The organism is Plantactinospora sp. DSM 117369, from assembly GCF_053764795.1.
Genome location: NZ_CM132446.1, coordinates 2,648,896 through 2,669,114, shown reverse-complemented (window position 1 = coordinate 2,669,114; position 20,219 = coordinate 2,648,896). Strand labels below are relative to the sequence as shown.

Sequence of the window (20,219 nt, the reverse complement as noted above, 5' to 3'; positions counted from 1 at the left end):
TCGGGCGGACGCGGCTGACGGGGGTACGGCTCACAGCGGTTGCTTCTGCATGGCCGCCCGGAACCTGGCCAGGATCGGCAGGTCGGCGTCGAATGCCGACGGTGTTCGGGACCGGTCCGGGTTGGCTGCCGTCCCTAGCGGATCCGCCGGGCCAGCGACCGCTTCCGCGTCGTCCGCTCCGGCAGTCAGACAGTGGCCGGCTGGCACCGCGGTGGCGAGGTCGGCTCCGACGGCAGCGGTGACCGGGGCGGCGGCCCTCGGACCACTGCCGGCGGACCGGGCCGGAGCGGTGACGGTCAGCCCAGCGGACCCACCCGGTGCAGGGCCGGAGACCACCGGTTCGGACCACACCTGCGCTGACCCGGCTGGACCGCGGCCCGGCCCTACGCCCGTACCGGTCGGGTCGCGGGGAAGATCGTGGTGCAGTGCCCGCTGCGAGGCGCGGGCGTTCGGCCAGGCCGACGAGACGGGATCGTCCGGCTCGTCGACAGCGCCCACCACGACCAGCCCGGTCAACGGCACGTCGAGCCGTTGCAGCAACAGCGCCGCTCGCTTCGCCGCACTCTTGCGGGTCCGGTTGGCGTGCACGACGAGCAGCACGGCGTCGGCGTACCGGGCCAGTGCCGGCAGGTCGGCCCCGGCCAGCACTGGCGGGCCGGTGGCTACCACGGCGCCCGCGTCGCCCGCGAGCTGGTCCAGCAGGGTCCCGATCTGTTCCGGGCGCGGTGGCGGCGATCCGAAGGAACGCCGGATCGGGTCCGCCGGGACGACCGACAGCGATCCAGAGCCGGCCAGCGGTTCCGGGCCGCGTTCCCCGGCGATGACCTGCTGCACCGTGCAGCGGTCCGAGCCGGGGAAGAGCTCGGCCAGTGTCGGCCGTCCGACCTGGCCCTCCAGCAGGATCGCCCGTTGCCGGTGCTCGGCCAGGCCGAGCGCGAGTGCCCCGGCGACCAGGTCGACGGCGGCGTCGTCGTGCACCCCCACGACCACGGTCCGGCACCGAGGCGCCGGCGAGGTCAGTACGCTCAGCGCCGCCACCGCCGCCTTGACCGCCGCGGCGACGTCCGGACGGGCGTACGCCTCGCCGGCCCGGACCGCGGCGCGGCGCGGCAGTTGCGGCAGCGCACCGAGCACCGGCAGGCCGAGATACTCCTCGGTCTGCCCGAGCCGGCGCAGCCGGTCGTCGAGCCGGTGGCGCAGCGAGGCGAGAGCCAGCCCGGCAAGCAGCCCGGCGAGCCCGCCGAGCACCAGGTTGAGCTGCGGCTTCGGGGTTTCCGGGGTGCGCGGCGGCGAGGCCCGGTCGAACGGCTCGGCGGCGACCGCCGACTCGCCACCGATCCGCATCTCGCCGACCTCGCGGCTCAGCTCCTCGGTCACCGCGTTGGTGATCGCCGCCGCCCCGGCACCAGTCCGGGCCGTCGCCCGAACCGTCACGATCTGTAGGCCGGGTTCGGATGCGCCGGAGACCCGACCGACCACCAGTTCCTCGGTGAGCCCGAGCGCGGCAGCCGCCCGGGTGGCCACCTGCCGGGACTCGGCCAGCCGGGCAACGGTGGGGGCGAGGTTCTGCGCGACGGTGATGTCGACGCCGTTTCCCTTGGCCGGCACCACCATCACCGAGGCGACCGCCTGGTACGTCGGTGGCACCGACATGGTCACCGCGTAGGCACCACCCGCGCCGGCCAGCAGGGCGAGCGCCGGGATCGCCGCGTGCCGCCGGACGTTGCGCAGCGCCTTCCGTACCCTGATCCGGGTCCTCATGATGCTCTCGCCTTCCCCGTGTCCGGATCGGACATGTTCGCCATCGCCGGCCGGGGTGCCGCGCACCGGGCCGGATTGTCGGCGCGGCGGGACCACCGCAGCCGCTGCCAGATCTCGCACATCGTGTCGGCCGCCCGGTCCCAGCCGAACGCCGCGGCGCGGCGTAGCCCCCGCTCCCGGAGCCGGGCGGCCAGTCCGGCATCGTCGCGGAGCCGGGTCAGCCGGTCCGCCAGGGCCAGCACGTTGCCGGCCGGATAGGTCAGGCCGGCCTCCCCGATGATGTGCGGGATCTCCCCCACATCACTGCCGACGACCGGCACACCGCAGGCCATCGCCTCGACGAGCACCCGGCCGAACTGTTCCCGCAGCGGTATACCCACCCAGGGCAGCACGTTGCGTTGCACGACCTCGATCGAGGGCAGGACCAGTACGTCCATCCCGCGCAGGAGGCCGGGTAGCGCGGCATGGTCGGCCCAGTCGTGCAGCCGTACCCGGCCAGGACGGCGGGCCGCCGCACGCGTCACGGCGGCGGCCAGGCTGCCTCGTCCGACGGCCAGCAGGTCGGCGTCGGCGAGGTCCACCGCCTGCAGCAGGTCCGTGACGCCCTTGTGTGGCTCCAGCCGGCCGACGAACCCGACGGTGAACGGCTGTCCCCGCCGTGGTCGCGGCGCGGGCGCGAACAGTCGGGTGTCGACGCCCAGCGGTACGACGGTAGCCGCTCCCCGGTATCCCTTCGCTCGCAGCACTCCGAGCGCTGCCGGGGTGATCGGGAAAGCGTGCGTGACCGTGCCGAACGCCCGCCGTTCGAGCTGCGGGAACGGTGTCGGGAACCGGGTGACGATGTTCTGCGCGGCGTAGAGCGTCACCGGCACCCGGGGCCAGCGCCGGCGTCGTACGCCGAGCGCCTGCCAGGTGCTGAGGTACGCGGCTTCGCCGATCACGTGCAGCACGTCGGGACGGGCCGGCACGACCTGCCGCAGGTGCCGGGGCCGGAAGAGCACCGACGCCATGTGTCCGGTCCGGGCCTCGCCCAGCAGGTGCGGCACCGGATGGTAGTGCAGCCGTGGGGCCTCCCGGGCAAGCGTCCGCAGCGTCTGGTCGGTCTCCGCCGAGACGTCGGCGGCAACGATGGTCAGGGTCAGCTCCGGCCGGGCACAGAGCAGTGTGAACAGGTCGATCCAGTGTTCGGTGCGCTGACCCACAGCCGTGATCAGGATGTGCATGCTGGCTGCCTTTCCGCTGCCGAAGGGGTGGTGGTGGCCGCGATCCGGGCGACCGAGAACCAGGCCCGGGCCCGGGCGGCGCCGGACCGGGGCGAGACCGCCAGGCGTACGGCGGCGAGGCCGATCCCGAGCAGCGCGCGGAGCAGTACGGCGAACCGGACCGCCTGGTACGTCGAGCGTCGGTGGCGGGCGAAGAAGTGCAGCATGCTCCGGTAGAGGTGCGGCCAGATCCAGTTCGGGTCGGCGCTGCTGCCTCCGCCGGTGTGCGTCGCCGAAACGGTCGGCAGCAGGACCACCTCGACGCCCCGCCGCCGCGCCTGGAGGCACAGTTCCTCGTCCTCGTAGTACATGAAGTAGCTCTCGTCCAGGCCGCCGAGTTCGGTCAGCAGCGCACGCCGGATCGCGAGGCAGGCGCCGGAGAGCCAGTCGACGCTGGCCGGCCCGGACGGCTGCCGGCACGCGTCGTACGCCGACCGGCGGCGGGCTCCGCTGACCAGCCGGCGCAGCCGCACCGGCACCAGACTGCCGCCGAACCGGGACAGCAGGACGCTGGTCAGGTCCTCGAACGGGTGGGCGCTGATCGCAACCCGACCCTGGTGGTCGAGGAGTCGCGGCCCGACGATGCCTACCGTGGGATGGCTGTCAAGGTAGCCGAGCAGGGTCCACGCCGTGCCGACCGGCAGCACGCAGTCCGGGTTGACCAGGAGCACGACGTCCGAGTCGCAGCCGGCGATCGCCTGGTTGACCGCGGCCGCGAAGCCGACGTTGCGCGCGTTGGCGATCACCTCGACGGCGGGGAACTCCCGGGCCAGCAGCGCGACCGTGCCGTCCCGGGATGCGTTGTCGACCACCCGGACGGCCAGGCCGGCCCGTAGCAGTGGGGCCAGTGCGGCGGCGATGTGCCGGGCGGAGTTGTGGGTGACCAGAACCGCGGTCGCCACCGCACCGCTGGGCGGCACCGCCGCGCCGGCCGGCACCGGCGCCGTCGCGTCGTAGCGTGCCCGGGCGGTCACGGCCGCTGCTCCGTCGGCATGAGCCGCGGGTCAAGCCGGCCGCTCGGGGTGACAGGGCGGTCGAGCGTAATACCGGGCCAACCGGTCGGGCTGGCCTGGCACGGCGAGGTGTCGGGCCGGCGGCCGCCGTGGCCGAGTGGTGATTGGAATCGGCTGGTCAGCATGGTCAGTGCGGGCAACAGACCCAGCTCCCAGTGCCCGTCGGTCGGGCCGGCGAAGAAGGCGGCGCCGAGAAACCCGCAGGTCAGCGCCGCGAAGGCCAAGGGCAGGCCGTTGTGCTGGGCCAGCCCGGTACGCAGCGTCCGCGCCACCGGCCAGAGCACGGCGATCAGCCCGAGCAGGCCGAGGTTGGCCAGGATCATCACCCAGAACGCGTGGTAGACGGGCCCGACGTCGGTCACGGTGAAGCCATTCACATACACCTGCGGGGTGGACTGGCCGAGCCCGGCGCCGAGCAGTGGCTGCGACGCGAAGGCATCCAACCCGACCGCGCTCTCCGGAACCCGGTACCCGGAATCGCGCTGCAGCGCCACTGTGATGGCCGAGGAGCGGTCGCGTACCCCGGAATGCAGGCTGATCGCGCCGAGCAGCAGAACCGCGCCGGCGACCGTCGCCAGCACTCCGCGCCGGACGACCCGGCCGCCCCGGAGCAGCATGATCAACACGGCGACGCCGGCCGCCAGCCAGATCCCCCGGTAGGAGGCGAGCACCACGTCGGCGATGAACAGCGCGGTCAGGAGCACCAGGCCGGCGCGTTGCCAGCCACGGGTCCGGCCCACCAGCACCATCAGCGGTGGAACGGCCAGCGCCGACAGCAGCCCGCCATGCCGACCCGGGGTGGCGATCTCGATGGCGGTGAGAACGGCGATCGTCGAGAGATAGCAGATCGCGGCGGCCCGCAGCCGTCGTGGCGTGTCCAGGGTGCAGGTGGCCAGGAAGTAGTACGCCGGGATCACCGCCACCTGGTACGCCGCCACCAGCACGTTCCACGGCTGGTTGCCCAGTGCCAGGCCGTAGACGGCAGCGACGGCGGTCGCGATGGCCAGTCCCGCCATGGCGACGCCGCTCGGCGACGGACGGGCCGGGACAGCGGTCGGCAGCAGGATCCGCCGGACCACCAGCGCCGCGCACCCGGCCATCAGCGGCAGGGTGTGCAGGACGACGAAGGTCCGCACGTCGGTGGCCCCGAGCAGGCCGCTGGCGATCGACCCGCCGATGATGCCGATCGGCAGCACCGCCCAGGGCCAGAGGACGAAGCCCAGCCCGCACAGTACGGTACCGGCGGCGGCGATACCGGCGTGCGCGGGCAGGACGGCTGCGGGAACCGCCACCGCGGTGCCGGCCACGGCCGCCGCCGCCACGGTCGACACCGGGATCGCGCTCACCGAAGCTCCGCCAGTTCCGTAAGCAGCTTCCGCAGCCGGGTTCCGCGAGTGGCCCAGCTGTGCCGGGCGGCGGTCGCCCGGCGTACCGCGACCGCCTCCGGGCACCAAGCGGTACGCAGTTCCTCCTCGACGGCGGCCTCGAACCGGGTGGCGGTGGCCGCCAGCCGGACGGGTTCTCCGAGGTCCCGCAGCGCCGGCAGCGGGGTGGCAACCACTGGCCGGCCGGCGGCCAGGTACTCGAAGCACTTCTTCGGATGTACGTAGTCGACCAGGCCGCCGACCCGGTACGGGATGATGCCGATGTCGAAGCCCCGGACCATCGCCGGGGCGTCGGCGAACGGCACCGGCGGGCGCAGCCGTACGTTGGGCAGTCCGGCAAGCGGCGCGCGGCCGGCCCGGGTCGAGGGTCCGACCAGGACGAACGTCCACTCCGGCCGGTTGCGGGCGACGGTGGCGACCAGGTCGGCGTCGAACGCCCGGGTGTCCACCGCACCGAGGTAGCCGAGGATCGGCCGGGGCAGGCCGGCCAGCGCGGTCGCGACCGGCCCGTCGGCGGTGAACCGGTGCGGATCGCAGCCGTTGGCCACGACCACCGGGATATGGCGGGTCGCCGGCAGCCGTTCCGGCAGCGCCGAGGAGGAGGCGAGGACCAGGTCGGCGGCGGCGACCGCGGCCCGCAGCGCCCGCCTGAGGTGAGGACGGTTCCATCGCCGGGTGAAGGTCCAGTCCAGGTCGGTGGCGTCGTAGACGACGGTCGTCGGGTCGAGTCGGGCTGCCACCGGCCAGGCCAGATCCTCGTCGAGCCAGACGATCCGCGCGCGGGGCGGGTCACCGGCCAGCCGTCGGGTGTGCTGCCGCAGCCAGCGGTCCAGCAGGGCCGCCTCGACCCGGCGGGTCAACCGGTTGACCACCGGCAGGTGGCGGCCGAGCGGAAGGACCGCTGGCGGCACCGCGTGCCACAGCGAGTCGCCGACCGGGCGTACCGTGCAGCGCCAGCGCGGCCGGTTTCCGGGCGGGTCGACGAAGATTACTCGCCAATCGACTGTCAACTCTTGGGCCAACGCGTGCTGCCGGTGCGCGGCGGCCCGCCACGGACTGCCGCTGAACATCAACACCCAGCCCGGTCCGGTACGCCCGGCGGCCAGGAACGGGCCGCGGCGCAGCCCGGCCGACGTGACGGAGGTGCTAGCCACGGGAGAACTCCAGCAACGGCGTACCGGTCGCCGCCGGCACGACCTCGTCCTCGTCGATCCGGCCGACCAGGTAGCGGCTGGTGTCGTCGAGCCGCAGCACCCGGACTCCGGGCCGGTCGTCCAACCACCGTTTCACCGCCGCAGCGGCGAACCGTTCGTTGACCGCCCGCACCCCGGGCAGCCGCCAGCCGGTGGGCAGCAGGGCGGGCGGGGTGAGCGACCACACCGAGGTTCCGTCGAACTGCACCCGCGGCCGCCAGCCGTGCAGCCGGCATGGCCGGTCCACCAGCAGGATCCGCTGGTCGTCGGCGGGCTCGCCGACCATGGCTCGGAAGTGGTGCTCGGCTGCCCACCGGCCGTCGCGGGAGAGCACCGACCACTCCCGCAGGTCGCCGTCGGGCAGCGACCCGACGTCGCCGCGCAGCGCTGCGGTCAGGTCGCGCAGGCCGAGACTGGTCGTGCGCCGGCAGAGCCGCTTGACGGCGTGGTCGGCGAGCAGCACGAACCGGAAGATCCCCAGCCGGTACCGGGGCTGGGTGAGCCGTAGGTAGCAGACCAGCCCACCGACGAGGTGCCGGGTCCGGGACGGGGTGCCCAGCAGCCGGCACGACGCACCCCGGGTGTGCGTGACAACGGCCTGGGGGATCATCCAGAGCCGGTGTCCGGCGGCCTGCAACGTACGGGTCAGCACGGCGTCGTTCCAGTAGATGGGGAACCGTTCGTCGAAGATCCGGTCCGGCCCCAGTACGCTGCGCCGCAGCAGCATGCAGCTGCCCGAGGCGAGTTCCCGGGGCCGGGAGAAGTCCTCGCCGCGCATCTGGAACCGGTGCAACGCGGCCTTGAACCCGGGCAGCCGGCGCAGCGCGGTGAACAGGGTGAGCGCGGCCGGAAATGTTGGCAGTTGCACGTAGTGTTGCTGGAAGGTGCCGTCCGGGTTCAGGTACAGCGGGCTGACCCCGGCCGCGTCGGGCCGGTCGCGAAGGAACCCGACCATGGTGTCCAGGGCACCGGGATGGAACCTGACGTCGCTGTTGAGCAGCAGGATCAGCTCTCCGGTCGCCTGCCGGTACGCCTGGTTGACCGCCGCGGCGAAGCCGACGTTGCATAGGTTGCGGATCAGCCGCACCCGGGGGTCGGCGGCGAGCAGTTCGGCCGAGCCGTCCGCCGAGGCGTTGTCGACCGCCACCACCTCGTACCGGACGGCGCCGGTGGTGGCGGCACCGAGCGCCTCGAGGCACCGGCGGGTCTCCTCCCGGGTGTTCCAGCTGATCAGGAGCACCGAGACGGTCGGCCGGCTCATCGCCGCCTCCGTTCCGGACGCCGGGCGATCAGCCGTACTGCGTCACCGAGCCGAGGGTGCCGGACGGCGGGTGAACCGGACGCCACCATGTCGGCGATCAGCAGTTCGCGGGCGTGCCGCAGCCGGGCCCACGGCTGCCAGTAGAACCGGGAGAAGACGGTGTCGCAGCGCACCACGTCGAACCCGCAATCCATTACGAGCCTGATCAGCGAGTCAGGGTCGAAGTGCCAACGGTGGTATCGGAACTGCAGGTGTGGCCAGGCATCGCCGAGTCGGGTGGCGGCCGCCGAGGCGATGTTCGGCACCTCCAACGCGAGCCAACCCCGCGCCGCCAACATCCGCCGCGCCGCCAACAGAAACCGACGCGGATCCTCCACATGCTCCAACACATGGAACGCACACACCGCCTCGACCACACGCTCCGGAACGTCCGACTCGAAACACCCGTGCCGCACCGGCACACCCAACCGCTCCCGAGCGAACCGCGCCGCCGCCGCACAGACCTCCACACCCTCCGCCGCGATCCCCGCCCGCAACGCCGCCTCGACGAAAAACCCACCCGCCGAACCCGCCTCCACCAACGAGGCCGGCCGCGCCACCGACAACAACCACCGCAACCGACGACCCGACTCGAACCGCCGAGGACCCGGCAGGAAATAATCCTCATAACCCTCACCGGTGAAATACGACTCGTCGTACAACTCCACCAACGACGGGAACTCCCCCGCCGTCCACGAAAAACCACACCCCCCACAGCGCCGCAACAGACCCGCGAACGCCACACCATGCCCACCGACCCGACCACACACCAGGCAGGCGGTGGCCTCCAGTTGAGCAGTCACGATCTCTCCCTTCGGGTGTCACCGGGCAGTCGGGCGATCAGCCGGAGCAGGTCGCCCCGGCTGGGCTGGGTCAGCCGGAGTGAGCCGGTGCCCCGCCAGTCCGACGGCAGTAGTTGTCGTACGTGTCGAAGCCGGTAGGCCACCGGCATGTAGTAGCGGAAGACCGCGGTGTCGCAGCGCACGACGTCGAACCCGCATTCGGTGACGAGCCGGGTCAGCGAGTCAGGGTCGAAGTGCCAGCGGTGATAGCGGGGTTGCAGGCCGGTCCAGTCATTCCCGAGTCGGGTGGCGGCCGCCGAGGCGATGTTCGGCACCTCCAACGCGAGCCAACCCCGCGCCGCCAACATCCGCCGCGCCGCCAACAGAAACCGACGCGGATCCTCCACATGCTCCAACACATGGAACGCACACACCGCCTCGACCACACGCTCCGGAACGTCCGACTCGAAACACCCGTGCCGCACCGGCACACCCAACCGCTCCCGAGCGAACCGCGCCGCCGCCGCACAAACCTCGACACCCTCCGCCGCGATCCCCGCCCGCAACGCCGCCTCGACGAAAAACCCACCCGCCGAACCCGCCTCCACCAACGAGGCCGGCCGCGCCACCGACAACAACCACCGCAACCGACGACCCGACTCGAACCGCCGAGGACCCGGCAGGAAATAATCCTCATAACCCTCACCGGTGAAATACGACTCGTCGTACAACTCCACCAACGACGGGAACTCCCCCGCCGTCCACGAAAAACCACACCCCCCACAACGCCGCAACAGACCCGCGAACGCCACACCATGCCCACCGACCCGACCACACACCAGGCACCGGTCACAGTCCACCGAGACACTCACCGGAGGGCACCACCGATCGTCCGAGCCATCGATCGGGGTCCGCGCAGCAGCCGACGAAGTCGGGCACGGTCGTCCCGGTCCAGGAAGCCGGTGCCGAGCAGCACGGAGGCGGCGAGCAGCACCACCACGCCGGACCGGGTCAGCACCGCCAGGCCGGCGTCGAGCCGCCCAGGCCCGTCCGGCAGCACCCGGGCCGCGAACCCACCGGCGAGGCCGGCGAGCGCGCCGGCCGCCAGGGACGGCCGGACGGCCCGCAGTACCGGCCCGATCGGCCGGCCGCTTGTCCGGTGGAAGCGCCCGACGAAGTACGCGGTGCCAACGGTGATCCCGATCGAGGTGGCCAGCGGTACGCCGGCCGGGCCGAGCAGGTGCAACAGTGGCCAGGTCAGCGCGAGATTCAGCAGGACGGAGAGCAGCGCGTATCCGGTCTCCTGGCCCGGTCGGCCCTCGACCCGTAGCACGATCGCGGTCGCTCCGGAGAGGAGGTTCAGCGCGTAACTCGGGGCCAGTACCGCGATGCTCACCGTTGCCCACCAGACGGGCCGGCCGAGCCAGAGCCGGACGAGCGGGTCGGCGGAGACCACCAGTAGCGCGCTGCTGACCGCGGCGAACGCGGTGAGCCACTTCGTGGCGGTCAGGTGGAAGCGGTCGAGCCAGGCCGGCCCCTCGGTGGCCGCCCGGGTAACCGCCATCGGGAAGATCGTGAGCAACACGATGGCGGGCGGCAGACGCAGCATGTTCAGCAGCCGGCTGCCGAGTTCGAAGCCGCCGGCCACGGTCGGTCCGGCGGTGCCGCTCAGGACGAAGCGGTCCAGCTCCAGGTTCGCCGCTCCCGCCGCACCGGTAACCTGCACCCGCAGCCCGTATCGGAGCAACTGGCGCAGCTCGTCGGAACGGGCACCGCGCAGGGTTGGGCGCAGCCGGGGCCGCCAACGCCGGGCTGCGGCTATCACCAGTGCGGCCCGGAGCGCGCTGGTCGCCGCGGCGGAGACGGCCAGCGCCAGCAGGCCGCCGCCGAGTCGTACGACCAGCACCGCCAGCGCCGCGCCGAGCACCGCAGTGCCGCCGCCTGCCCAGGCCAGTGCGGTATACCGCTGGGTACCTTCCAGCACCGCCCGCCAAGGCAACGCCACCCCGTCGCAGAGCAGCCCGAGCAGCAGGGTGAGGGCGGCCTGCCGAGCCTCGTCAGCCAGTTCGTTCAACTGAAGGAGCCGGGCCAGCCAGGGCCAGCCGACCAGCGTGCCGGCGGAGGCGACCAGCCAGAGCACGAGCCCCCAGACCAGGCCGACCCCGAGCGCCAGCCGCGCGGACCGGTGCAGGGTGTCGCTCAGGGCCCCGGCGACCTGCCGCACGAGGGCGGACCCGAGCCCGAGGTCGACCAATGCGACGATCGCCACCAGGCCGCCGAGCAGTGCCCACACCCCGAACCGGGCGGCGCCGAGTTGGTCGTAGAGGACCGGCAGCGAGGCGAGCCCGGCCACGGCCATCACGATCCGGGCCGCGATCAGGCTGGCGGAGTTGCGGGTCAGCCGGCGGCCGGCGGTCGACGCGGCGCTAGCCACGGGGAAAACCCCGGAACAGCTCGACGATGGTCAATAGCACCAGCAGCAGGTCCAGCCGCAGGGAGCGACAGTGCAGGTACAGCAGGTCGCAGCGGAGCTTCTCCTCCACCGTCGCGGCATAGCCACCGGTGAGCTGCGCGATCCCGGTCATGCCGGGCCGGATCCGGTGCCGGAGGTCGTAGTGCGGAAGGTCACGGAAGGTCGCGACGAACTCGGGGCGCTCGGGCCGCGGGCCGACGAGGCTCATGTCGCCACGCAGCACGTTCCACAGTTGCGGAAGCTCGTCGAGCCGGAACCGCCGTAGCAGCCGGCCGACCCGGGTCACCCGGGCGTCGTCCACGCAGGCCAGTGCCGGTCCGGTGTCCCGCTCGGCGTCGGTGCGCATCGTGCGGAACTTGACCATGTGGAACCGGCGCCCTCCCGCGCCCACCCGCTCCTGGAGGTAGAGTGGCGGCCCGCTGAGGCTCACGAAGGCCGCGATCAACAGCATCACTGGTAGTGCCACCGGGACGCAGAGCAGCGTCACCGCGACGTCGAGACCGCGCTTGCGCCGCTCGTCCCTCGACCGTCCGGTGCGCAGCCGCAGCCACGGCAGTCCGCCGAACCGGCGCAGCCGGGCGGGTTGCAGCAGTCCGTAGACCGGATGGGCGAGGACGAATATCTCGATGTCGTGGGCGAGACAGACCGCGGCGAGCCGTTCGTCGAGGCTGTCCAGCGGGTGCTTGCAGAACAGCAGTTTGGGCCGCCATCGCAGCAGCGCCGCATCGAGCTGCTCCATCCGGTCGGGCAGTGGCAGGCGTACGGCGACGTCGAACTCGTCCGCCAGCCGGTCCGGTGTGGCGTCGCCGGTCCGCGGCTCCAGGACCAGCGCCCGTACGCCCTTGCGGATCGGCGTCGCGCGACGGCCCGCAGCGGTGTTCCGGGCGCGGCGGTGCCGGCCGGGCCGGCGGGCCGGGGTCGGGTCGATGCGATGCCGCGCACCGGTACGGCGACGTCCGGCGCCGGTAGGGCGCTCCGGGCCGGCGGCACCCTGCACGCCGGGCGGCGTGAACTGGCCGAGTTGCGGCTGGTCGATGCTCAACGTCGTGGGCTTTCCGAATCTGCTCTGCTGTGGAGAACCTGAATCGCTTGACATGTTCGATCCATACTTGGAGATACCTTAAACACGGCAAAACCCCCCATACGGGCGAACAGGCCAAAAAGGTGCGTTTAACTCCTCCGGCTGTCGCTACGCGCCCTGGCGTCGAAACGTGAGAACCCATCTGGCTATTCGATGTACGCCGCAGACGAACTACGCCCGTTACGAGGTTTTTGGGCGACTTTGCTAACTCTGCGGCTTTTCACCCTTAGTGTTGCCGCTGTCCGGAGCGAAGGAACGGGGTGATGGTCATGTACGGTCCCAAAGGACCACCGACCGGCGGCGGGCTGGCCCTGACCGGGGTGGCGTTGCAATCCTGGCTGCTGGCCGGGTTGGGAATGGTCATCCTAGGTGCGGCGATGGTGCTGCTGGTGCTGCAGAAGCGGTCCCGGTGACCGGTACGCACCTGCGGAGCACCGCCCGGCGTGCGACCGGAGGGCGCGACCGGGCGCCGTCCGGTCGACACAACCGGGGCCGCCTTCTGCTGGCCGCTCTGGCGGGGATCGCGGCCGCCGCTGTGGTGGCCGCGAACCTCCGCCGGATAGCCGGCGGCGAGGCCTGGCTGAGCGCCCGGTTCGTGGACGCCCTCGGGCTCGCCGACGCCCGCTCAAGCTACTCGACCGTGATCTTTCCGCTCGACCAGCGGTGGGTCGGCTTCATGGTGACTCTCGGCTGCTCGGTCGGGCTGCTGCTGATCCCGCCGACGGCCCTGGCCGCCTTCCTCGTCCTCATCCGGCGGGTCAGCGTGCTACGGGCGTCGGTGTGCTGTGCGATCACCGCGCTACTGCTCGTCGCCGTCAACCAGCTCCGGCTCGCCGCAGTGGTCGGCTCGATGCGGCTGTGGGGATTCGAGCAGGGCTACGAGCGCAGCCACGTCCTGATCGGTTCGGTGATCACGACGCTAGGCCTGGTCGGCAGCGCAATCCTCTTCGTCATGCTGCTGACCCGCGGCCGACCACTTCGGAGAGCCGGTCATGTCGCTTGAACTCAGCACCCTGGAGATACTGAACACCCTGGCCTTCCTGCTCTGTGTGACCTTCTGCGCGTACGTCGTCGGCATCATGGTCATCTTCCTGCGCAGCGACCGGACCGGTGGCGGCGATCCGGCCCAGTTCAGCTGGCACCTCCTCGTCCCCTGCCGCGACGAGTCCTCGGTGGTCGGCGATACCGTACGCGGCCTGCTGCGCGATTGCCCCCAGGCGACGATCTGGTGCGTCGACGACGCGTCCACGGACGGCACGGGTGAGCTGCTCGACGTACTCTCGGCCGACCCCCGGGTTCGAGTGGTGCACCGGGTCATGCCGGACGCCCGCCAGGGCAAGGGCGCCGCGCTCAACGCGGGCTGGCGGGCGATCCGGGCCGACCTGCCGGCCGACGCCGACCGTAGCCGGGTCCTCGTCGGCGTGGTCGACGCCGACAGCAGGCTCGATCCCGGATGCTTCACCGCCCTCGCCGGCCGGCGCTACTTCAGCCGCTCCCGGATCTCCGCCGTGCAGATCGAGGTGCGGATGCTCGACTGCGGACAATCTCGGTCCCGGACCAGTCGACGGTGGTGGAGCCAACTACTCATCCGGCTTCAGGACATGGAGTTCCGGGGGCCGATCGCCGCGATGCAGGAGTTGCGACGCCGGACCGGCAGCGTCGGTATGGGCGGCAACGGACAGTTCACCCGGCTCGACGTGCTGGACCGGATCGCGCAACAGCACGGCACCCCGTGGCACGGGGCGCTACTGGAGGACTTCGAACTGGGCCTGCACGTGCTCCTCGCCGGGGGCCGAACCGAGTACTGCCCGGAGACCTGGGTCGCCCAGGAGGCGCTGACGAAGCTCCGGCTGCTGATCCGGCAGCGTACTCGCTGGGCGCAGGGCTCCATGCAGTGCGCGCGGTACGGCTGGGCCGTCCTGACGTCTCGGCACATCCGCAACACCGCCGCCGTGGAGATCACCCACTTCCTCTCCGCACCGTGGACCCAACTCGGCGGCACGATCGTCTACCTCGGCTGCTTCGGAGTACTCGGCTACTACATCTGGCAGACCCCGTCCGGGCTGAGCGGCTGGTGGGCGCACGGCGGCTGGGGGGTGCTCCCGCTGGTCGTGGTCTTCGGCATCCTGCCGTTCGCCGTCTGGGGCCTCATCTACCGGGCCCGCTGCGACCGCAGCCTGAGCGTGCCGGCCGCGATCGGGCTCGGCCTCGGTCACTGGCTCAACAGTTACGTCCAGTGCGTGGCCGTGTGGTGGGCGTTCCTCCGCCTGCTCACCGCCCGATCCGACTGGCAGAAGACCGCGCGTTCCCAGGACCTCGTCCAGGTCGCGCTGACCCGCGGCGCGGCGTCGCCACGCCCGTAAAGCATCCCCCGGTGCGGGACCCCGGCACGGGGATCCCACCCCAGTTCACCTTCAGCAAGCAAGGAGCGGTTCAACCATGATAGAAAAGCGCTTACCGTTCGGACGGTTAGCCGCAGCGGCGGCCGCCGGCTTCACCGCCGTCCTCCTGGCCGCATCGCCGGCGCTGGCCGACACCTCGCAGGTATCGGCGTCCGCGCTGAACATCACGCTGCTCGGCGGGACCGTGGCCAGCTCGGGCACGTTCACCGCCAACAACACCGACGGTGGCAGTGAGACCACCACCGGGGACTCCGACCCCACCCTGAGCGTGTTGGGCAGCCAGAACGTCATCAGCGCCGGCGTACTGGGCCAGTACGGTACCGCGCTGTTCGGCGGTGTCTCGCGCGGTTGCGCCGGCGTACTCGGCACGGGCGGCGAGTTCGTGATCGGCCCGGACGGCACCTGCACCGTCAACAACGGATCCGAGGTCGACCTGACGCTCGGCGTCGTGGCCGGCGCGACCATCGCACTGACCGCTGACGCGATCTACGCCACCTGCGAAGCGACCAGCACGCCGACCGCCAACGGCGCCGCCTCGCTGGTGAACGCGCGGATCACCTCGACCGTCCTCGGCGTCGAGACAACGCTGCTCAACCTGCCCGCCAACCCGCCACCCAACACCGGACTGACCGTGCCGGGCCTGCTCAACATCCTGCTGAACGCACAGACCAGTTCCGGACCGGGGCAGATCGACGTGACGGCGTTGCAGATCGACGCGCTGGCCGGGTCGTTGGTTTCGCTCGAGGTGGGCAACGTGATCTGCGGACCGAACGCCATCGCGCCGCCGATCCCGGTCATCCCGCTGGCCGGCGCGCCGATCGCCGCCGGAACGCTCGGGCTCGTCGCCGTCGGCGGGTTCCTGCGCCACCGCATCCGTCGCGAAGCCGCGACCCGGTCGTAGGAGCAGGCATGGGAGACAGGGAATTCGACCGACCGGAGATCGTCCTCCTGGCGGGCACCCGCCCGGAGGGGATCAAGCTGGCACCGCTGGCGCTGGAACTGGGTCGCGACGGTCGTTTCGCGACGACGCTCATCGACACCGGGCAGCAGCCCGACCAGGTGGCCGAGACCCTGGCTCCCTTCGGTCTGGCACCCGACGAGGTGTTGATCCCGGTGCGGCGGGACGGTTCGCTGGCGGAGCTCGCAGTGGCACTACTGGCTGCCGTGGACGCCTCGCTGGACCGCCGGAACCCGGCCGCCGTGGTGGTACAGGGCGACACCCTCACCGCGCTGGCCGGCGGACTGGTCGCGTTCTGGCGCGGCCTGCCCGTCGTACACCTGGAAGCCGGACTACGCACTCACAACCTGCGGGAACCCTTTCCGGAGGAGGCGAACCGGGCGCTCCTTTCCCGGTTCGCCGACCTCCACCTCGCGCCGACCGACACCGCGCGCCGGCACCTGCTCGCCGAGGGGGTGCCGGCGGAGCGAATCGTGCTCATCGGAAACACCGTGGTCGACGCCCTCGACCACCTGGTCGACAACGACCTCGCCCGGCCGCCGGACTGGCTGGATCACAGCCGGCCGGTCGTGGTGGCCACGATGCACCGCCGGGAGAACTGGGGCCAGGGAGTACGCGACATCTGCGCGGGTCTGGTGCAGATCACCGAGGCCCGCCCCGACGCGCAGGTGATCGTCGTCCTGCATCCCAATCCGGCGCTCGGGGCGGAGATCAGGACCGCGCTGGTCGGCGTACCGGCCGTGCGGATCGTACCGGCGGTGCCGTACCCGGAGATGATCGGCCTGCTGCTCGTCGCCGACGTCGTACTGACCGACTCGGGTGGCATTCAGGAGGAGTGCGCCACCATCGGCGCGCCCGTGTTGGTGACCCGGGACCGGACCGAGCGTCCCGAGGTGCTCGCCGCCGGCCGGGGACGGCTGGTCGGCACCAGCCCGAAGCGGATCGCCGAGGCGGTCGTCGCTCAACTCCGCTCCGATCCGGTGCCGACGGTGTCGTCCCCGTTCGGGGACGGCCGGGCAGCCGGCCGGGCCGTCGCCGCCCTGGCCGAACTGCTCCTCCCCGCGTCCCGGCCGGATCATGTGGCCGCATCGACCGGCCAGCCGGCGGCGGAGCGGCGCGACGTCGAGGTCGACGCCGCGATGGCATCGGTGGATCTCGACGGGGCCGAGGTCGACGACCTCGACCTGGTCCGCCGGCTCGTTCAACGGGCCGGCGCACCCCGCTCGGTGCTCTCTCCCATCCGATAGTTCCCAACCATCCGCACTCGCGGGCCGGGCGGCCAGCGCCATCCACCGTCCCGGCCGCGAGCGCCCGCGAGCCCGGGCGACGGGGGACCCGGTTTCCGAGCGTCAACAGAAGGTCTGCGATCTGCCATGTATATGCACACATCACTCCGCCGGCTCGGCATCGTCGCCGTCACCGCCGGCCTGACCCTGCAACTGGCCACGGCGACCACGGCCGGGGCGTCGGTGGCGGCCGCCACCGACGGCAGCGGCCCGCTGGAGGTACGCGTTGCCACCGCGTCCGGCGGCGCCCCGACGGACGGCACCCCCTCCCGGCTCGTGGCGCACGCCCGACCGGGCCACGTCGTCGAGCGTTGGATCGAGGTGGTCAACCCGTCCCGGCTCGGGCAGCGCATCACCGTCTACCCGGCCGGTGCCGCCATCCGGAACGACACCTTCAGCTACGCCGAGGGGCGGACGAGCAACGAGCTGAGCCGCTGGATCCGGGTCCAGCCGGCGAACTTCCGGCTGGAGCCGAGGGCGAAGAAGTCGGTGCGGATCCGGTTCACCGTCCCGCTGTCCGCCGAGAAAGGCGAGCGCTATGCCATGATCTGGGCGCAGAGCACCGAAGCGACACCGAAGTCGTCGAACCGGACCGCCAAGTCGCCACCGGTACGCCGCACGGGCCTGCGGGTCTACCTGAACGTCGGCACCGGGGCGGAGCCACCGCCCGACTTCGAGATCGTGAGCATGCGGGCCGAACAGACCGCCCGGGGCGTACCGGTGGTGGTCGCCCAGGTCCGCAACACCGGCACCCGGGCGCTCGACCCACACGGCACCCTACGACTCTCGACGGCGGCCAACCCGGCGACGCTGGGGCCGTTCACCGCGCTGGGCGGGGTGACGATCGCACCGGAGAGCTCCGGTTCGATGACCGTACCGCTCCACGGGCGGCTACCGAACGGCCCATGGACCGCCGAACTGGCCGTCGCCAGCGGGACGGTGTCGCGGGAGTCCACAGCGACACTCAGCCTGCCCGAACCACCGCCCGGTTCGATCACGACAGCGGAGGATGGCGGGCCGCCGCTCGTACTGCTGCTGGTGTCGGCGGGCGTGCTGCTCGGCGTACTCCTGGTGCTGGGCCTGTGGTTGCGGCAACGCGGCCGACGTCCGGTGGGGGCGCACCGCGCCCGTTGAACACCCCTGCTGCCGCTCCGCCGGTTCCGATGATGGGGCAGGCGAAGTGTTGACGGGAGTGGGGGCGACTGTCGCTGGTCGTCCCCACTCCCGTCAGCCAGTGGGTGCTCCCTCCGCGGGCTGTCGGGAACCCGGACATGATTGCGTTCGGCCGAACGCCCCGGGGTCGCAGTCGGGGATGGACGCGCTCGTCAGCCGCCGTAGCCGGCCCGCTCCACGGTCGATGGGCCGTCGGATGGCTGCGCGGGAGGCATCAGGATGGTGACCGCCCGGATCGCCCGCATGGCATCGGTGTCACCCGAATCCGCCACGCCGGCGGACGGCGGGCCGGCCACCGGTCGAGCCGACGGACCGGAGCCGGATGAACACCGGAATCCTGCCGGTGCCCGGCCGAACCCCGCGCGACAGCTGCACCGGGTGGGACACCGGAGCCCCATCCTGCATGGGCTGGCGCGACTGCGCCGAGACTGCGTCCGAGATCTGCGGATGTGCCTGGGCCGAGGCAGCGGGCTGGAACCGCCTCGGCGCCCGGGGCGGAGGCGGCGCTGGAGACTCTGTGCCATCCGCTGACACCTCCGCAAGCGGCACCTGCGGCGGGACCGACGGCTCTGTCCCGTTCTGAGTCCACGGTGCTGTCGGGTTCGCCAGGTTCGCCTTCGACCGGGTCGGCGCCCACCGGTTGGCGGCCCGGTGGCGCGGCCGCCGCCGGGTCGTACGCGACCGAGGGGCCGGGCCGGCGTACCGGGGCGGCCAACCACGGTAGTCCCTGAGCCGCAGCGCCGGTCTTTCGACCAGGTGCCATGAGGCGACGGCGAAGACCAGCGTGCCGGCCAGCGAGAGCAGCAGGTATCCGACCAGCCCGTACCGGGCGCCACCGAACAGCGCGACCAACTGCTGCACGGGAAAGGCGTACAGGTAGGTGCCGTACGAGTAGTCCCGGTCGCGGCCGACCACGGTAAGCCGGCCCCGTCCCGCGACCGCGAGGTAGAGCAACAGGTAGGCGTACCCGGGCAGGCCGATCGCGATGAATCCGCCCTGCCACAGGGACGCGGCGACCAGGACGGCGGCCAGCAGGGCCAGCCCGCCGGTCATCGGCAGGCGGTGCATGTACAGCCGGGCCGCGGTTCCCAGCAGGAACAGGAAACCGAGGTAGAGCAGGTGGTTGGCGGCGAACGACCCGATCAGCGGAAACGGCCCCACCGCCCCGTGCTCCGGCGGCCGGACCGCCCAGTGCGGTGCCGTCAGCAGATCTCGGAGAATCAGCGCGTAGAGCCCGAGCAGCAGTAGCAGCACCGCCCGGGGAGCCCGTCGGAGCACCGCAGTCGCCACCAGCGCACCGACCACGGCATAGCAGACCAACTCGTAGCGGAGGCTCCACAGCGAGCCGTCGAAGGCGCTGGGCGCGCCGAGCATCCGGCCGAACGGGGTATCGGCGAGCAGACCCGAGATCGGGTACTGCTCCATCGAGGCAAACCAGTTGGTCAGCAGGTAGTCCAGGGGGCCGGCCGGATGGCTCCAGAAACCGGCCAAAGTGCCGATCTCCAGGTAGGCGGCCAGGGGTGCGAAGACCAGCGCGGTGACGAGCAGGCAGGCCCACAGGCCCGGAAAGATCCGCAGGAATCGGTGCCAGCCGAACCGCGGCAGCGAGCTGCGTAGCCCGCTGCCGGCAACCAGAAAGCCGGAGAGGACGAAGAAACCCTGGACCGACAACATGCCGAGATCGCTCTGCCCGGAACTGGCGTACCAGCCCGGGCTCGGCAGCCCGAAACCGAGCGGCCAGGTGTGCGCGACGAGCACCCCGAGGGCCAGGACGAGCCGGAGCAGCCCGAACGCGTTGCGCTCCGGCAGATAGCGGTCCCGGAGGGTAGGGACGCGGCGATCGGTGATGGAAGTGGAGTACATCGGAATCCCCCGTCGAGGCTGACGCTGCGGTCAGGCGGGCATTGAACCCTTTTCCACCTGAAGCGCGCGGCGCTCACGCACCGCGTCTGACCTTGCGGTCCACCGCACCGCAAGGGGAGGTTGAAAAGGGTTCGAGGTTGAAAAGGGTTCAATGTGACGAGGGGTCCGGGACCATCGGCGGTAGTCGCGGCCTGCCGGTGATAACGATGGTAAATCTCCGGCCCGGTGAATTTCCGATGAATAGACAAATTCCTGTTATTGAACCCGATGAAGGTTGTGGAGCTGCG

The 20,219-nt window shown here is 71.7% G+C and carries 17 protein-coding genes; 6 read left to right on the top strand and 11 right to left on the bottom strand.

Annotated elements, in window-relative coordinates:
* Positions 1-30: 30 nt before the first annotated feature.
* The 10 genes from ACSMXO_RS11995 to ACSMXO_RS11950 all read right to left on the bottom strand — a co-directional run bounded on the left by ACSMXO_RS11995 (position 31) and on the right by ACSMXO_RS11950 (position 12,265).
* On the bottom strand, positions 31-1,761 hold the full coding sequence (locus ACSMXO_RS11995) for a hypothetical protein (RefSeq protein WP_455417754.1): 1,731 nt from the start codon (positions 1,759-1,761) through the stop codon (positions 31-33).
* The gene (locus ACSMXO_RS11990; protein WP_455417753.1) at positions 1,758-2,984 is read right to left on the bottom strand and encodes a glycosyltransferase family 4 protein; all 1,227 of its coding nucleotides are present in this window, start codon (positions 2,982-2,984) and stop codon (positions 1,758-1,760) included. The genes ACSMXO_RS11995 and ACSMXO_RS11990 overlap by 4 nt, the downstream gene beginning before the upstream one ends.
* A complete protein-coding gene (locus ACSMXO_RS11985) occupies positions 2,972-3,997 on the bottom strand; it encodes a glycosyltransferase family 2 protein (protein WP_346263270.1) in 1,026 nt (341 codons plus the stop codon). The genes ACSMXO_RS11990 and ACSMXO_RS11985 overlap by 13 nt, the downstream gene beginning before the upstream one ends.
* Positions 3,994-5,382: an O-antigen ligase family protein gene (locus tag ACSMXO_RS11980; protein ID WP_455417752.1), complete on the bottom strand. Its 1,389-nt coding sequence runs from the start codon at positions 5,380-5,382 to the stop codon at positions 3,994-3,996. Before ACSMXO_RS11980 ends, ACSMXO_RS11985 begins: the two co-directional genes overlap by 4 nt.
* On the bottom strand, positions 5,379-6,575 hold the full coding sequence (locus tag ACSMXO_RS11975; protein ID WP_455417751.1) for a glycosyltransferase: 1,197 nt from the start codon (positions 6,573-6,575) through the stop codon (positions 5,379-5,381). The genes ACSMXO_RS11980 and ACSMXO_RS11975 overlap by 4 nt, the downstream gene beginning before the upstream one ends.
* Positions 6,568-7,875 (bottom strand): glycosyltransferase family 2 protein, encoded by a 1,308-nt coding sequence (locus tag ACSMXO_RS11970; protein WP_455417750.1) that lies wholly within the window; start codon positions 7,873-7,875, stop codon positions 6,568-6,570. The genes ACSMXO_RS11975 and ACSMXO_RS11970 overlap by 8 nt, the downstream gene beginning before the upstream one ends.
* Positions 7,872-8,717, bottom strand: coding sequence for a class I SAM-dependent methyltransferase (locus ACSMXO_RS11965; protein WP_455417749.1), 846 nt, complete (start codon positions 8,715-8,717; stop codon positions 7,872-7,874). Before ACSMXO_RS11965 ends, ACSMXO_RS11970 begins: the two co-directional genes overlap by 4 nt.
* Complete coding sequence (locus ACSMXO_RS11960) at positions 8,714-9,433, bottom strand: class I SAM-dependent methyltransferase (protein WP_455419225.1); 720 nt, start codon at positions 9,431-9,433, stop codon at positions 8,714-8,716. The genes ACSMXO_RS11965 and ACSMXO_RS11960 overlap by 4 nt, the downstream gene beginning before the upstream one ends.
* A 131-nt stretch (positions 9,434-9,564) precedes the next feature.
* Positions 9,565-11,130 carry a lipopolysaccharide biosynthesis protein gene (locus ACSMXO_RS11955; protein ID WP_455417748.1) on the bottom strand — a complete coding sequence of 522 codons (1,566 nt, stop codon included), beginning with the start codon at positions 11,128-11,130 and terminating at the stop codon, positions 9,565-9,567.
* The gene (locus ACSMXO_RS11950; protein WP_455417747.1) at positions 11,123-12,265 is read right to left on the bottom strand and encodes a sugar transferase; all 1,143 of its coding nucleotides are present in this window, start codon (positions 12,263-12,265) and stop codon (positions 11,123-11,125) included. The genes ACSMXO_RS11955 and ACSMXO_RS11950 overlap by 8 nt, the downstream gene beginning before the upstream one ends.
* Positions 12,266-12,519: 254 nt before the next feature.
* Between ACSMXO_RS11950 and ACSMXO_RS11945 the strand changes: the two genes are divergently transcribed.
* The 6 genes from ACSMXO_RS11945 (at position 12,520) to ACSMXO_RS11920 (ending at position 18,030) form a co-directional block, all read left to right on the top strand.
* Positions 12,520-12,663, top strand: coding sequence for a hypothetical protein (locus ACSMXO_RS11945; protein WP_346263309.1), 144 nt, complete (start codon positions 12,520-12,522; stop codon positions 12,661-12,663).
* Positions 12,660-13,253, top strand: coding sequence for a hypothetical protein (locus ACSMXO_RS11940; protein ID WP_346263308.1), 594 nt, complete (start codon positions 12,660-12,662; stop codon positions 13,251-13,253). Before ACSMXO_RS11945 ends, ACSMXO_RS11940 begins: the two co-directional genes overlap by 4 nt.
* Positions 13,243-14,613, top strand: a complete 1,371-nt coding sequence (locus tag ACSMXO_RS11935) for a glycosyltransferase family 2 protein (RefSeq protein WP_455417746.1) — start codon at positions 13,243-13,245, stop codon at positions 14,611-14,613. The genes ACSMXO_RS11940 and ACSMXO_RS11935 overlap by 11 nt, the downstream gene beginning before the upstream one ends.
* A gap of 76 nt (positions 14,614-14,689) precedes the next feature.
* Positions 14,690-15,553, top strand: a complete 864-nt coding sequence (locus ACSMXO_RS11930; RefSeq protein ID WP_346263306.1) for a choice-of-anchor P family protein — start codon at positions 14,690-14,692, stop codon at positions 15,551-15,553.
* A gap of 8 nt (positions 15,554-15,561) precedes the next feature.
* Positions 15,562-16,857: a non-hydrolyzing UDP-N-acetylglucosamine 2-epimerase gene (gene wecB, locus ACSMXO_RS11925; RefSeq protein ID WP_455417745.1), complete on the top strand. Its 1,296-nt coding sequence runs from the start codon at positions 15,562-15,564 to the stop codon at positions 16,855-16,857.
* Between the two features lie 132 nt (positions 16,858-16,989).
* The gene (locus tag ACSMXO_RS11920; RefSeq protein WP_455417744.1) at positions 16,990-18,030 is read left to right on the top strand and encodes a hypothetical protein; all 1,041 of its coding nucleotides are present in this window, start codon (positions 16,990-16,992) and stop codon (positions 18,028-18,030) included.
* Between the two features lie 294 nt (positions 18,031-18,324).
* On the opposite strand, the gene ACSMXO_RS11915 is transcribed toward ACSMXO_RS11920, so the two are convergent.
* On the bottom strand, positions 18,325-19,932 hold the full coding sequence (locus tag ACSMXO_RS11915) for an acyltransferase family protein (RefSeq protein ID WP_455417743.1): 1,608 nt from the start codon (positions 19,930-19,932) through the stop codon (positions 18,325-18,327).
* Positions 19,933-20,219: the final 287 nt, after the last annotated feature.

Excerpts from the sequence above, each read along its gene's own strand:
- wecB (WP_455417745.1), top strand. The coding sequence starts at position 15,562 with ATGGGAGACAGGGAATTCGACCGACCGGAGATCGTCCTCCTGGCGGGC.
- ACSMXO_RS11990 (WP_455417753.1), bottom strand. The coding sequence starts at position 2,984 with ATGCACATCCTGATCACGGCTGTGGGTCAGCGCACCGAACACTGGATC.
- ACSMXO_RS11995 (WP_455417754.1), bottom strand. The coding sequence starts at position 1,761 with ATGAGGACCCGGATCAGGGTACGGAAGGCGCTGCGCAACGTCCGGCGG.
- ACSMXO_RS11945 (WP_346263309.1), top strand. The coding sequence starts at position 12,520 with ATGTACGGTCCCAAAGGACCACCGACCGGCGGCGGGCTGGCCCTGACC.
- ACSMXO_RS11915 (WP_455417743.1), bottom strand. The coding sequence starts at position 19,932 with ATGTACTCCACTTCCATCACCGATCGCCGCGTCCCTACCCTCCGGGAC.
- ACSMXO_RS11920 (WP_455417744.1), top strand. The coding sequence starts at position 16,990 with ATGCACACATCACTCCGCCGGCTCGGCATCGTCGCCGTCACCGCCGGC.
- ACSMXO_RS11950 (WP_455417747.1), bottom strand. The coding sequence starts at position 12,265 with ATGTCAAGCGATTCAGGTTCTCCACAGCAGAGCAGATTCGGAAAGCCC.
- ACSMXO_RS11935 (WP_455417746.1), top strand. The coding sequence starts at position 13,243 with ATGTCGCTTGAACTCAGCACCCTGGAGATACTGAACACCCTGGCCTTC.
- ACSMXO_RS11930 (WP_346263306.1), top strand. The coding sequence starts at position 14,690 with ATGATAGAAAAGCGCTTACCGTTCGGACGGTTAGCCGCAGCGGCGGCC.
- ACSMXO_RS11970 (WP_455417750.1), bottom strand. The coding sequence starts at position 7,875 with ATGAGCCGGCCGACCGTCTCGGTGCTCCTGATCAGCTGGAACACCCGG.